The organism is Tepidibacillus sp. LV47 (assembly GCF_048381575.1).
Taxonomy (GTDB): Bacteria; Bacillota; Bacilli; order Tepidibacillales; family Tepidibacillaceae; genus Tepidibacillus.
Genome location: NZ_JBLWIF010000001.1, coordinates 39078 through 52422, shown reverse-complemented (window position 1 = coordinate 52422; position 13345 = coordinate 39078). Strand labels below are relative to the sequence as shown.

At 34.6% G+C, this 13345-nt stretch carries 13 protein-coding genes and 1 riboswitch; of the genes, 1 reads left to right on the top strand and 12 read right to left on the bottom strand.

All coding sequences use genetic code 11. From position 1 onward, the window contains the following. Positions 1-39: 39 nt before the first annotated feature. From ACMW72_RS00215 to ACMW72_RS00195, 5 genes are all read right to left on the bottom strand, one after another. Positions 40-1269, bottom strand: a complete 1230-nt coding sequence (locus tag ACMW72_RS00215; protein ID WP_418366822.1) for an NAD(P)/FAD-dependent oxidoreductase — start codon at positions 1267-1269, stop codon at positions 40-42. 334 nt (positions 1270-1603) lie between these two features. Beyond that, a complete protein-coding gene (locus ACMW72_RS00210) occupies positions 1604-1762 on the bottom strand; it encodes a hypothetical protein (protein ID WP_418366821.1) in 159 nt (52 codons plus the stop codon). A gap of 707 nt (positions 1763-2469) precedes the next feature. Beyond that, on the bottom strand, positions 2470-3171 hold the full coding sequence (gene deoD, locus ACMW72_RS00205; protein WP_418366820.1) for a purine-nucleoside phosphorylase: 702 nt from the start codon (positions 3169-3171) through the stop codon (positions 2470-2472). Positions 3172-3565: 394 nt separating this feature from the next. Beyond that, on the bottom strand, positions 3566-3880 hold the full coding sequence (locus tag ACMW72_RS00200; protein ID WP_418366819.1) for a YbjQ family protein: 315 nt from the start codon (positions 3878-3880) through the stop codon (positions 3566-3568). A 20-nt stretch (positions 3881-3900) separates the two neighbouring features. After that, positions 3901-4533 carry an alpha/beta hydrolase gene (locus ACMW72_RS00195; RefSeq protein WP_418366818.1) on the bottom strand — a complete coding sequence of 211 codons (633 nt, stop codon included), beginning with the start codon at positions 4531-4533 and terminating at the stop codon, positions 3901-3903. Between the two features lie 121 nt (positions 4534-4654). On the opposite strand from ACMW72_RS00195, the gene ACMW72_RS00190 reads away from it, so the two are divergent. Beyond that, entirely contained in the window at positions 4655-4822 is a 168-nt protein-coding gene (locus ACMW72_RS00190; protein ID WP_418366817.1) for a hypothetical protein, read from the top strand. 22 nt (positions 4823-4844) lie between these two features. On the opposite strand, the gene ACMW72_RS00185 is transcribed toward ACMW72_RS00190, so the two are convergent. The 7 genes from ACMW72_RS00185 to ilvA form a co-directional block, all read right to left on the bottom strand. Then, the gene (locus tag ACMW72_RS00185; protein WP_418366816.1) at positions 4845-6881 is read right to left on the bottom strand and encodes a penicillin-binding transpeptidase domain-containing protein; all 2037 of its coding nucleotides are present in this window, start codon (positions 6879-6881) and stop codon (positions 4845-4847) included. A 215-nt stretch (positions 6882-7096) separates the two neighbouring features. Then, on the bottom strand, positions 7097-7570 hold the full coding sequence (ribE, locus tag ACMW72_RS00180) for a 6,7-dimethyl-8-ribityllumazine synthase (protein ID WP_418366815.1): 474 nt from the start codon (positions 7568-7570) through the stop codon (positions 7097-7099). 20 nt (positions 7571-7590) lie between these two features. Continuing rightward, the gene (locus tag ACMW72_RS00175; protein ID WP_418366814.1) at positions 7591-8784 is read right to left on the bottom strand and encodes a bifunctional 3,4-dihydroxy-2-butanone-4-phosphate synthase/GTP cyclohydrolase II; all 1194 of its coding nucleotides are present in this window, start codon (positions 8782-8784) and stop codon (positions 7591-7593) included. A 15-nt stretch (positions 8785-8799) separates the two neighbouring features. Next, positions 8800-9456 (bottom strand): riboflavin synthase, encoded by a 657-nt coding sequence (ribE, locus tag ACMW72_RS00170; RefSeq protein WP_418366813.1) that lies wholly within the window; start codon positions 9454-9456, stop codon positions 8800-8802. 3 nt (positions 9457-9459) lie between these two features. Beyond that, on the bottom strand, positions 9460-10545 hold the full coding sequence (gene ribD / locus ACMW72_RS00165; protein WP_418367366.1) for a bifunctional diaminohydroxyphosphoribosylaminopyrimidine deaminase/5-amino-6-(5-phosphoribosylamino)uracil reductase RibD: 1086 nt from the start codon (positions 10543-10545) through the stop codon (positions 9460-9462). Between the two features lie 182 nt (positions 10546-10727). Further along, a riboswitch (FMN riboswitch) is annotated at positions 10728-10875 on the bottom strand. Positions 10876-10947: 72 nt separating this feature from the next. Beyond that, the gene (locus tag ACMW72_RS00160) at positions 10948-11835 is read right to left on the bottom strand and encodes an ADP-ribosylglycohydrolase family protein (RefSeq protein WP_418366812.1); all 888 of its coding nucleotides are present in this window, start codon (positions 11833-11835) and stop codon (positions 10948-10950) included. A gap of 156 nt (positions 11836-11991) precedes the next feature. Continuing rightward, positions 11992-13239, bottom strand: a complete 1248-nt coding sequence (gene ilvA, locus ACMW72_RS00155; protein ID WP_418366811.1) for a threonine ammonia-lyase IlvA — start codon at positions 13237-13239, stop codon at positions 11992-11994. Positions 13240-13345: the final 106 nt, after the last annotated feature.

Here is a 13345-nt window from a genome sequence, read left to right as displayed (position 1 = left end):
TTTTTACCTCCCCTTTAATATAATGATTTATTTAATAAATTAAAGTTTCTTACCACTTGTTTTCATATGTGGAGGAACGGTTGGAATAGGTATTCCTTTTAAAAGCATATTCCAATAAATAAACTTAAATGCCATTTTTCCTAAGTGATTGATTCTTGTTTCTTTTAATAATGAAAACGGCCCTATACCTGGTAGAGGAAATTTACCTTCTACTGGTTCAACATCATAGTTAAAATCAATTAAAAATGCTTTGTTGTATCCGGACTCAATATAACAGTTTGCATGTCCATCGAACTTTGCTTCTAATGGCTTATGATTGATGTAGCTTAAGATATTTTCAGTTAATATTTCTGCTTCGAAATGAGCTACAGAACCTGCTTTAGAAGCTGGTATATCTGTAGCATCACCAATTACAAAAATATTTTCATATTCTTTTGATTGCAAAGTGTGTTTATCCGTTGGAACAAAATTTAATTCGTCACCTAAACCCGAGCGTTCAATAAGCTCATCCCCCATATTTGTTGGTATCGTTACCAAAAGATCATACTCTACTTCTTTACCATCTAAGGATACGAGTTTATTGTGATCTGCTTCTACATGACTTACGTTAAAATTCGGGACAATCTGAATATTCTTGGTCTCAAATAGATTTCCTAATACCTTTGATGCTCTAGGTTTTGTAAAAGCACCACCAAGAGGTGTAACATAAGTAATCTCTACATCTTCACGAATTCCTTTTTTTACAAAAAACCAGTCTGCAAGGAAAAGAAATTCAAGTGGAGCAACTGGGCATTTTATTGGCATTTCTGCCAAATGGACAACTAATTTACCGCCTTTCCACTCTTTCAATTTGTTTCTTAAAGCAATTGATCCTTCAAAGGTATAGAAGTCAAATATATTTTTTCGCCAACCTGCATCCAATCCTTCGATTTCTGATGGGACAATCCTGCAACCAGTTGCAATAATTAAAATATCATAAGGAATAATTCTGCCATCCTTTAATTGAACCTGATTCTTCTGTGCTTCGATAAGTTGGATAGGAGCTTGAATAAAATCAACCCCATCTGGCAAAAACTGTCTTTTTCTTTTTACTACATCTTTTTCAGAATAGATTTCAAATGGGATAAAAAGAAATCCAGGCTGATAATAATGGTTTTCATCTTGATCAATAATTGTGATCTGCCATTCATTTTTGTTGATTTTTTTGTGGAGATGATTCGCCATCATGGTACCAGCTGTACCTGCGCCTAAAATTAGTAGTTTCTTCATTTTTCCCCTCCCCCTACTATATCAATAAGAAATTCTTTGTTTATTTTAATTAACAACCCCCTTTTAAGTTCTTTTTATCACCAGTATATTCCCAATATAGGAATTCATGTCTATTGTCATTTAAACTAAAATATTCGATGTAAATAAAGAATGATATTTTCTTTATAGAATAATATTAACATATAATTTTTTTGTGTTAAGATTGGTTTTAAACTCTTTTGTGACAATAATTTGAATATTTATTCTTGAAGGAAATATTGCAGCGAATATTTGTTCAATAAAAAAAAGAAACCTTCATTAATAGAAGGTTTTGTCTGCTATGTTATTTCCCAATTTATTTTTTTGATCGGAATAGTTCCCAAACCGCTTTTTGCTCTTTCATAATTAAATATTCTTCTAATTTAATTCGTTTTCCTTGATACATTACAGAGTAATCTGAAGTGAAACTTTTCTCGCCTTTTTGACTTAATTTATCTAATACTTGAGTATTCATCTTCATCACCTTCTTTGTTAATTTCACATTTATTATACATGATTTTTTTGTTTGTAAATGTGAAATTTGTAACAAAAAATCGAACAACAATAAAGTTCTAATTTTCCAAAAAATGAAACGTTTTATTTATAATCTCTTTTTTATTAATTTTTAAAATTCAGTGATAGATTTTAATTTTCTGCCATTTAGATATTAGTTGTGAATGAAATCACAAATTTGCATTTCCAAATAAGATATAATTAATAAAAAAACCTCCGCATTTTGATATGATCCCCTTTAGTAGACAGAAAAAAGAAAGCATATTAATCTGTCTAATATAGAGAGGATTTTTCTATGGGAAAAAACTGGTGATGAATACCGTTAAAAAGGCAATAAAAAAACGGAATGTAAATGGACTCCTCTTGGAAAGGAAACTGTTGGGACAATGCCTGCATGGAAAACTTCTTTAGCCATTTCAAGGCAGAGTGCTTCAATCTCTACACTTTCCGCACAGCATCGTTTTTATAACCACCAGATTCCAAAAGAAATTAAATAACCTAAGTCCTTATCAATACAGAACTCAGGTTGCATTAAGTATGCTTTTTTATTCCTGTCTACTTGACAGGGGTCACTTCATTTATTTACAGAGGTTTTTCTATCGTCAAAAAATTCCTCAATTAAATACCCGTAATGGGCACTGAACCTATGAGGTTAGCCTCTTAGATCGTTTATTCCGCTATTTCTAAGGCAATCTCGATCATATTGGTAAATGTTTTTTGCCGTTCTTCTGCTGTTGTAAATTCTCCTGTTACAAGACTATCACTCACAGTTAACAAAGTTAAAGCATTAACGTTATATTTTGCCGAAAGAGTGTAAAGGGCTGCCGTTTCCATCTCAACAGCAAGTACACCAAACTTTGCCCATAGTTTCCAATAATCAGGATCATCATGATAAAATGTATCGGATGTAAGGATACTCCCAACTTTAACATTTATTCCTATTTTTACTGCTTGGTCATAAGCCTTTTTTAATAATTTAAAACTTGCTGTTGGAGCATAATCTTGACCATGAAAACGAATTTTATTGATATTTGAATCAGTGGATGCACTCATCGCAATAATTACATCACGAATGTTAACATCAGGTTGTAAAGAGCCGCAAGTTCCTATACGGATCAGATTTTTCACTCCATAACTATTAATGAGTTCGTCTACATAAATAGAAATGGAAGGAATTCCCATCCCTGTACCTTGAACTGATACTCGTTTTCCTTTATATGTACCGGTAAATCCATACATTCCCCGCACTTCGTTATATTGAATTACATCTTCTAACATTGTTTCTGCAATAAATTTTGCCCGAAGTGGGTCTCCTGGTAATAAAACTGTTTTTGCAATTTCTCCTTCTTTTGCTCCAATATGAATACTCATTTATTACCCTCCTAGTTTCAAAAATTTTCTACATTTTTGGTAAGTTCCTTCCGTAGAAGATCTCTTCTCTAGCATTTCTTTTTTTATCCTCTGTTTTATCTTTTTTCGCTCTCTAGGCGCTAATTCCTTCTTTTCTGTTCCATAAAGATATCGATCGAGATCAAATTCTTTTAAAATCATTTTTGTATGGAAAATATTCTCTTGATAGATAACGTTTTCGTAAGGTTATTAAATCCGTACAATTTTAATTTTTTATTAATAGGTTTAATCTCCATTGTTGTCTCCTTTGTGATTGTAGAATCGATTTTCTCTAAGTTATATTATTATGTTGATCTTGAAGATCGTATACGTAAAAATCAAAAATAGGTACCCCAAAGGAGTACCTAATTTTATACTATTCAACTTTTACAGCAGTTCCAGTTGCTATACACATCATCATTCCATCGCGCAATGTCTCAAAATCAAGATCAACACCAATTATGGCGTTTGCACCCAAACTTCTTGCTTTATCCATCATTTCCCGGATTGCGATTTCCCTTCCCTCTGCTAATTTGCTTTCATAAGCTCCGCTTCTACCTCCAATAATGTCTGTAATCCCAGCAAGAAAATCCCGAACGACATTTGCTCCCATAATAGCCTCGCCACTTACGATTCCTAAATACTCTTTAATCGTTTTCCCATCCAAGTGACTTGTTGTTGTAATAATCATTTTTTTCCTCCTTTCTCCTTTTATTTTGATTGATTAAGAACAAAATTAATGGCTTGATCCAACTTTTTAGGTAATTCTTTTTCTGGAAAAGCATGACCAACTCCTGGTTCGATTGTCAATTTACATGTAAAATCATTTTCTTGACAATATTGATAAAATTCAACTGCTTTTGGTGTGAAAGGATCGAGTTCACCAGCAATAATAAAACCCCGAAGATTTAAATGATTTGCTTGTTTGAGAGAAGCGATCTGAGGTTTGATATCATAAAAAGCTGGAATAACTGAAATAAAACCATTACTTTGAATTTCTCCACTTAATGTCATTTCGATTGCAAGTTTGCCTCCTTGAGAAGCTCCAGCAATGATGATTCGATTTAAATCGATCGGATATTGTTGAATTACTATTTGATAAGCTTCTAGGAGTTCTCTCTTTGCTAATGCTTCGTCATCCCAACAATAATCATCGATTGCACACATTTGAGAAGATTGAGGAAAAGCCATAATAAAATCGGTTTTTGTTCTCGGCGTTTTCCAATAATCCATAAAGCTAATCGCATTCCCATGCCGCCAATGAATGGAAAAAAGTAATGGATAGTATCGATTTGATTGATAATTGATAGGCGTTCGAACAAACAATTGTGGTTCTGACTTCATTATTTTTCCCTGCTTTTCATTAAAAATTCTTTTTATTCTTTCTTCATCATACCGTATTTTCTAAAGAAGAGTGAATAAATTTTTGACAAAAAGGGAAATGTTTATTCAAGGAGGGATTATAATGGCTAAAAAAAGAAAAAGAACAAACAATGAGATAAAACCAACCATTGCTCCCAGTTATGAAATGGATGACTTAGAAAAAGATGCAACTCCTGAAGAAATAGAAAAAGGCGACTATACGCCTGTAACGAAACTTGTGATCGATCGTGCTTTTGATGACAGAGACTAAGCATCTCGATTCACACTAATGATTATTCATTAGGATAAAGCTCCTTATGCTGAAAAATCTTTTTTACTTTCGGCACGACATAGTGACTTCCGCCCCGATTTGCTACATCTTCAATCATCATTACGATAAGAAGTCGTGGATTATCTGTATTCACAGCTACAAACCAACCATTTTCAGTCCCTGTCTCCTCTTGTTTCCCTTTAATCTCAGCGGTACCCGTTTTCCCAGCAATTTTTATTCCTGAAACTCTAGGTTGGTATGCCGTACCTTTAGGATTTTCAACAACTTGAATTAAATCTTGAAAGATGGTATTCGCAACTTCTTTTGGAATTAAATTGTCTTTCCATATTTTTGTTTGGGTTTCTCCTTTGATTAACGTTGGTTTAAGTAAATCACCATCATTCAAAAATGGAGTATAGGCGATCGCTAAATGTAGTGGATTCATTGTTACTTCTCCCTGGCCATATCCTGTGTCAGCTAATTGTATTTCGTTTTGAAAATTATCTTTTGCTACTAATTTTGACCTAGCAATAGGAAAAGAAAATGGTAATGATTCTAAAAACCCAAAATTTTTCGCTTCAATTAAAAACCTGTCACCTCCAATTTCTAAAGCTGTTTGTGCAAAATAAATGTTATCTGAGAAGATTAGAGCATCTTTTAAATTAATTGGTTTCCCCGGATCAGTAACCCTTTTAATAAAATAATCCCCCCATGATTGATCTTTCTGCCAAGTTAAACCCTTAATGTTCTTTGTCTGATCCGGTTGAATAATACCTGTTTTCAAACCAATTGCCGCAGTAATTGGTTTAAAGACAGACCCTGGTATATAAGTTTGAGCAAAACGATTTAGTAAAGGCTTTTTAGGATCTTCTTTTAAGACATTCCATTGACTTTCGCTCATCCCTATGACAAAATCATTTGGATTAAATGAAGGACTATTAACTAAAGCTAAAACTTCACCAGTCTTAGGATGAATCGCCACTGCTGTACCAGAATCCTTTTGAAATTGCTCATAAATCGCTTTTTGGAGGTTGATATCGATCGTTAGTTGAATATTTTCTCCATCAATCGGATCTAATTTCGCAATTATTTTTTTTGCTTTTGTTTTACCATCAACGATATAGATCTCACCGCCGTTTTTTCCTTTTAACTTATCTTCAAAAATTTTTTCTAGTCCTGATTTACCAATCAGATCTGTTTTAGAATACCCTTTTTCTTGAAGATCATTCAATTCTTCAGCGGAAATCTTCCCTATATACCCGATAAGATGAGCAGTAATTTCTTTGTATGGATAATAGCGAATAGGTACTTCTTGACTTGTTACTCCTTCTATTTTGGTCAAATGATCTATTTTTGCTTTTTGATCCTTTGTTAACGTTTTTATGGGAACAAATTGATTCGGTTTCACCCCAGACTGTTCCAATTCTTTATTGATTTGATCAACAGTGATGTCTAATAACTTAGCAATTTTTGCTTTTGTTTCTTCATTTGTTCCTAATTTTTCAGGAACGATACCAATTGTGATCGCCGTATCATTGATCGCTAAACCAATTCCATTTCTGTCAAGGATTTCCCCGCGTTTCGCTGGAATGATACGTGCACCTACTTTATCTCCCTCTTTCATCCCAGCTAAAATCATGGATGGCTCCCAAACAACAAACCAATTTTCTTCATTTTCTCTTTTTTCTTTTACTAGTTTGGCTTTCCCAGTAAATTCATAAGGTCCAGCTAATGTATTCATTTTTACAGAATAGGAAAATCTGATTTCTCCAATGTCTGGTTTCACTTCTTCTTTAGAAGGTTGAAAATCCACTTCTAGTTGACTAACTTCAATTCCTTTTTTCCCATAAATAGTTTGATAACGTCGAATAAATTCTTCCTTTTTGATTTTTTGCTGTGTAGATTGGGAAGTTAAATCATACATATTAGCAAAATCTTGCTTTTCCCAACTTTTGATAAAAGCTTGGAAGCGATCTTCTGGCTTTGTTTTCTCACCACAACCAACAAATGCAATCATGAGGAAGACAAATAAGCTAAATAAAAGTAAACGTTTCTTCATGTTGCCCTCCTTAATAAACGGAAATTCCCTTCTATAAATATACTTCTATAATATATGTTCGTAAATCTTTTCTACTTTCTTTTTTTATTATTACCTTTTTACCATTTAAAATCTTTTTAAGAAGCAAAAAAAGCATATAAAGCTACTTCCAATCATAATTAAAAAAGTAGCCTAAAGATGAACCTAAGGCTACTCTTTTCATATTTTTTATTCTTTTATTCATTTTCTTCAAATTGTCTTAATACATTGGCCATTTCAATTGCTGTTAAGCCTGCCTCCCAACCTTTATTACCAGCTTTTGTTCCCGCTCTTTCAATCGCCTGTTCGATAGAGTCAGTGGTTAAAACGCCAAAAATAACGGGTGTATCTGATTGTAAGCTAATGTTCGCAATTCCTTTTGAAACTTCTGAGGCAACATAATCAAAATGAGGCGTAGCACCGCGAATTACTGCACCAAGTGCAATGACAGCATCATAACGATTTGAATTTGCCATTTTTTTAGCAGCAAGGGGAATTTCAAAAGCACCTGGTACCCACATCACTTCGATTTGCTTTTCATCTACTCCATGGCGAATTAATGAATCTTTTGCACCGCTTAACAGTTTGCTTGTGATGAATTCATTGAAACGGGAAACCACAATTCCAATTCGTAATCCAGTTCCTACTAAATGTCCTTCATAATTTCTCATCATCATCTTTCCTTTCTTTTTTATATATTTAATAAATGGCCTAATTTACTTTTCTTTGTTTGTAAGTAATTGATATTGTTTCGATTCGGTTCAATGATTAGCGGTACCCTTTCAACCACTTCTAAACCGTGTCCTTCTAAACCTTTAATCTTTCGTGGATTATTCGTTAGTAAGCGAATTTTTCGAACACCTAGATCTTTTAAGATTTGTGCGCCTATTCCATAATCTCTTAAATCGGCTGGAAATCCTAATTTATGATTGGCTTCAACAGTGTCATAACCTTGATCCTGAAGTTGGTAAGCTCGTAATTTGTTAATTAAACCGATTCCCCGTCCTTCTTGCCGCATATATAATAGAACTCCTTGTCCTTCTTCTTCAATCTGCCTTAAAGCCGCATGAAGTTGAGGGCCACAATCACAACGGTACGAACCAAAAACATCTCCAGTTAAGCATTCAGAATGGACTCGTACCAAAATCGGTTGATCTCCGTGAATTTCTCCTTTCACTAAAGCAATATGTTCTTTATCATCAACATCATTTGTATAAGCAACAATTCGAAATTCTCCATATTCAGTAGGTAAGTAGACTTCAACTTCTTTATGAACAAGTTTCTCACTTTGATTACGATAGCGAATTAAATCAGCAATTGTAATGATTTTTAGGTTAAATTTTTTTGCAATTTCTAGCAAATCAGGCACTCGTGCCATCGAACCATCTTCTTTTATTACTTCACAAATGACACCTGCCGGATAGGCTCCTGCTATTTTTGCCAAATCTACTGCTGCTTCTGTATGGCCAGCTCGTCTTAAGACTCCACCTTCTTTTGCAATAAGGGGGAAAATGTGACCAGGACGCCGGAAGTCTTTTGGGCGGACATTAGGGTTAATTAGAGCTTGTACTGTTTTAGCCCTTTCATAAGCTGAGATACCTGTAGTCGTATCGATATAATCAACAGATACAGTAAATGCTGTCCCATGATTGTCTGTATTATGTTGTACCATCGGCGGTAAGTCAAGTTGATTTGCTCTTTCTTCAGTCATTGGAACACAAACTAGCCCTCTTCCCTCTTTAATCATAAAATTAATGACTTCAGGAGTCGCCTTTTCTGCTAATACAAGAAAATCTCCTTCATTTTCACGATCTTCATCATCGACAACAATAACGACTTTACCTTGTTTTAAATCTTCAACTGCTTCCTCAATTGAATGAAACATTCTTCACTCCCCCTTTTATAAGAAACCATTTTCTTTTAAAAAAGATTCTGTAATTCCCTTTTTTCCTTGATTTTGCGAAGTCATAAAATTCATAACATATTTTTCAACATATTTACCAATCATATCTACTTCAATATTAACTGAATGACCGATTTCTTTCGTTGATAAATTCGTATTCTTAAGTGTATGAGGAATGATTGAAACAGTAAAAGTTCGGTCTGATACGTCAACTAGTGTCAAGCTAATCCCGTCTATGGCAATAGAACCTTTTGGAATCATATATCTAATTAATGAGAGTTCTGCTTCAAATGTAAAATAAATCGCATTATCGAGGGGTTTTTTCTCAATTAAAACTGCCGTTCCATCGACATGTCCTGCTACAAAATGCCCTCCAAAACGGCGATTAGGACTCATAGCACGTTCCAAATTCACTAAGCTATGAATTTTTAATTCACTTAAATTGGTTTTATAGATCGTTTCTGGCATCACATCCACAGTAAAAGAAGTGGATTGAAAATTTGTCACCGTTAAACAAATTCCGTTTACAGCTATACTGTCACCAATTGCGACATCTTCGAGAACCTTTTTTGCTTCAATTGTTAAAACCATAGAATCCCTTGAACGGTGAATCTCTTTGATTCTCCCTACTTCTTCAATTAATCCTGTAAACATCATTCATGCCTCCATCTTCTGGTAGATTGGATAACCTGTAATACAAATGTCATCCCCGAATCTTTCAATGGTTAGGTTAGTTAGTGAAACGGCTTCAGACATATTAGCGATGCCTTGCCCGCCGATACTTGTAGGAGATTGATTCCCACCCGCTAATTTCGGAGCGATAAAAGCAATATATTTGTCGATCAAACGTTGATCAAACAACTGACCAATAATTGTTGATCCTCCCTCGACAAGAACTGATGTAATCTGGTTTCTTCCTAAATATTGAAGTACTTTATTTATTGGAATATCTTGATATCTACTCATTTGAATGACTTTTATCCCCATGGATTGTAATTGTTCGATTTTTCCCTTTGGAGCTTTTTCTGATGTAAAAATCCAAGTTGGTGCAATTTTGTCGGTGATCAGTTTTGCATCCATCGGTATTTTTAGTGTTGTATCAAGTACAACACGGATTGGATGGATTCCTGGTTGTTCTAATCGTACAGTAAGAGAAGGATTATCTTTTAATACAGTACCTATACCAACCATAATAGCATCATGTTCATGCCGCAGTTGATGGACATAGTTTCTTGCTTTTTCACCTGTAATCCACTTACTGCTTCCTGTATAAGTGGCAATTTTCCCATCTAAGGTCATCGCTGTTTTCACGGTTACAAACGGAGTTCGCGTTGTAATGTATTTATAAAAAACCTCATTTAACCTTTTTGCTTCTTCCGCTAAAACACCAGTTGTTACTTCAATTCCTGCCTTTTTAAGAAGTTCAACACCTTTTCCTGCTACAAGGGGGTTGGGATCAATATTAGCGATAACAACCCTTTTTACTTTTTCCTGAATAATCCTTTCGGCACATGGAGGAGTTTTTCCATAATGGCTACAAGGTTCAAGTGTTACATAAAGGGTGCTTCCTACTGCCATTTTTCCTGCCATATTCAGAGCATGGATTTCAGCATGAGGTTCACCAGCTTTTAAATGTGTTCCTAATCCAATAATTCTTCCGTCTTTTACCACTACTGCACCAACCATCGGATTAGGTGAAGTTTGTCCTTTTGTTCTTCTTGCTAAATCAAGTGCCAATTGCATATAAAAGCGATCATCCAATTGATGAACCACCTTTCTTAAACCAAAAATAAAACCCCAAAGCGTTTCGCTTCGGGGTAAAATGTTCAATCCATACTTATATCCTAATAATGATAAATAATAGACACGGTACGATAACATTCCTTATATATGGGAATGGTAAATGATTAAACGGACTAAACTCTTTCTTCCTTCTCCCATCCAGACTTTCACTGTCGGTTTCGGAATCTCACCGAATCAACCAATAATCCGTTTGATTATTGGGTCGCGGACTACAAACAAAACTGTTTGATCACCGCCGGTAGGGAATTTCACCCAACCCCGAAGGAATATCATTTTTAGTTGTCGCAATAATTGTACAAAATATATATTATTTCTGCAATAATTTCTGAAATAACCTTTAACTCATTTACTCTGATTCATACGAGCCATGTAAATCTCGTGAACTAAAAAATCAAGTTGGTCTTTCACTAAAATTTTATCTGAGAACATTTTAGGTATCGAATCATAGCCATGATATAACCCCACCAAACCTCCAGCAATTGCTGCTACAGTATCACTATCATCCCCCAAATTTGCCGCTTCAATGATTACCTCTTCAACCGTAGAGTATTGAAGTAAAAGATGTAAAACCCATAAAAAAGTATGAACCACATAACCATCTGAGGGAACTTTGGGTTTTCCTTTTAATACTGATTTATATCTTGTACCCTCAATTTCAACCTGAATTGCCTTAGAAAGACTGATATCAGAGTTTAGTAATCGATAGGCAATTCGGTTATAAATGACACATGCTTCACTAGCTAAAGGATCATAATGAGTCATTTTTGATTGACGGAAGGTAATCTCTTCGATTTTTTGTAGATCTTGATAAACAAGAGCTATAGGTAATGTGCGCATTAATGAACCATTTCCCGCACTTTTACCACCACTTAATTCATGAGCTTTTTTTGCAGCAACTTCCCAATCACTCCATTGTAAATAACTTTCAAGAGCTAGTCTTACCGTTTTTCCTACATCCTTTGGTTTGGTTTTATACCATTTCACAAATTCATTACCGATTGCTGATATAGGATCATCAGGATTTGCAAGCAATCCTTTAGCTAAAGCAATGGTCATGGCTGTATCATCAGTTGTTTCTCCAGGTTGTAAATCCCATACACCGCCACCTACTATTTGCGTTAATCGTCCATACTTCTGTTTAATCTCAAAAGGTGTCATGAACTCGGTTGTACCACCTAAAGCATCACCAATAGCTACACCGTATAAAGCACCTTTAATCTTATCTAACATCAACTCTCCTCCATTATATAAGCCTAGAAATCTAGACGCTCAAAGACACGCTTTCCCTTTCTTCTAATAGCACGTTTTCGAGCAATGGTTCTTTTGTCATTCGATCTTCTAAAAGAAGGCTAAACCACCTTCTCATCTTCTCATACTGTCCAAAACTTAAATTAACAAGTTAAATAAATTCTCATCCTTATTTATTTCAATATATGAAACACCTTTTTTATTCATTCGATCAATCAAGGCATGATAATCTTCTTTATTTTTTAACTCAATTCCAACTAGAGCAGGACCATTATCTTTATTATTCTTTTTCGTGTATTCAAATCGAGTAATATCATCATTTACGCCCAAAACCTCATCAATAAATTCTCGTAGTGCACCTGCCCGTTGAGGAAAATTAATAATGAAGTAATGCTTCAATCCTTCATAAATCAGTGATCGTTCTTTTATTTCTTGCATACGATCAATATCATTGTTTCCACCGCTTAAAATACAGACTACGTTTTTACCCTTAATTTGATCCTGATAAAAGTCTAAAGCCGCAATAGAGAGTGCTCCTGCTGGTTCAGCTACAATTGCATTCTCATTGTATAATTCTAAAATTGTTGTGCAAACTTTTCCCTCGGGAACTAAAACAATGTCATCCAATGTTTCCTTGCAAATGTGAAACGTAAGTTCTCCAACTTGTTTGACAGCTGCACCATCGACAAATTTATCAATAAAGTCGAGGGTAACTACCCGATTTTGTTCTATTGACCGTTTCATTCCGGGCGCTCCCATTGGTTCTACCCCGATAATTTTGGTTGATGGGCTGATGCTTTTTATGTATGAACCAATTCCAGCAGCTAATCCTCCACCACCCACACCAACAAATACAAAGTCAAGAGAATCGTCCAAATCATTCATAATCTCTACACCAATCGTTCCTTGTCCAGCAATGGTTCTTGGATCATCAAATGGATGAATAAAAACCATATTTTCTTTTTCACAATAGTTTTTGGCTGCATAATAAGAATCATCAAATGTATCTCCTGTAAGAATTACTTCTACATAAGAACCACCATATCGCTTAACTTGTGTTATTTTTTGTCTAGGTGTAGTCGTAGGCATGAAAATCTTCCCTTGAATTTTTAATAATTGGCAAGAATAAGCAACCCCCTGAGCATGGTTACCTGCGCTCGCACAAACAACGCCCCTTTTTCTTTCTTCGTCTGTTAGACTTTGAATAAAATAGTAAGCTCCTCGTATTTTAAAAGACCGGACAACTTGCAAGTCTTCACGTTTTAAATAAACATTACACTGATACCGATTGGATAAAATTTCATTACGTTGAAGAGGTGTTTTGGTAACAACATCTTTTAAGGCTTGATTTGCAATGATAATATCTTTGATTTGTACCTGACTCATTCTCTTAATCCTCCCAGATTTTATCGAATTTTAAAACTTATTTTAACATAATCCATCTCATCCGGTGCAATTTGTTTTCAAAAACAAGAAAAACCTTTCTAAAAAT

Coding starts and splice junctions, on each gene's coding strand:
- ACMW72_RS00195 (WP_418366818.1), bottom strand. CDS start 4,533: ATGAAGTCAGAACCACAATTGTTTGTTCGAACGCCTATCAATTATCAA.
- ACMW72_RS00190 (WP_418366817.1), top strand. CDS start 4,655: ATGGCTAAAAAAAGAAAAAGAACAAACAATGAGATAAAACCAACCATT.
- ACMW72_RS00160 (WP_418366812.1), bottom strand. CDS start 11,835: ATGTTAGATAAGATTAAAGGTGCTTTATACGGTGTAGCTATTGGTGAT.
- ribE (WP_418366813.1), bottom strand. CDS start 9,456: ATGTTTACAGGATTAATTGAAGAAGTAGGGAGAATCAAAGAGATTCAC.
- ACMW72_RS00215 (WP_418366822.1), bottom strand. CDS start 1,269: ATGAAGAAACTACTAATTTTAGGCGCAGGTACAGCTGGTACCATGATG.
- ACMW72_RS00210 (WP_418366821.1), bottom strand. CDS start 1,762: ATGAATACTCAAGTATTAGATAAATTAAGTCAAAAAGGCGAGAAAAGT.
- ACMW72_RS00200 (WP_418366819.1), bottom strand. CDS start 3,880: ATGATTATTACAACAACAAGTCACTTGGATGGGAAAACGATTAAAGAG.
- ribE (WP_418366815.1), bottom strand. CDS start 7,570: ATGAGAAATTATGAAGGACATTTAGTAGGAACTGGATTACGAATTGGA.
- deoD (WP_418366820.1), bottom strand. CDS start 3,171: ATGAGTATTCATATTGGAGCAAAAGAAGGAGAAATTGCAAAAACAGTT.
- ACMW72_RS00175 (WP_418366814.1), bottom strand. CDS start 8,784: ATGTTTCATTCAATTGAGGAAGCAGTTGAAGATTTAAAACAAGGTAAA.
- ribD (WP_418367366.1), bottom strand. CDS start 10,545: ATGCAATTGGCACTTGATTTAGCAAGAAGAACAAAAGGACAAACTTCA.
- ACMW72_RS00185 (WP_418366816.1), bottom strand. CDS start 6,881: ATGAAGAAACGTTTACTTTTATTTAGCTTATTTGTCTTCCTCATGATT.
- ilvA (WP_418366811.1), bottom strand. CDS start 13,239: ATGAGTCAGGTACAAATCAAAGATATTATCATTGCAAATCAAGCCTTA.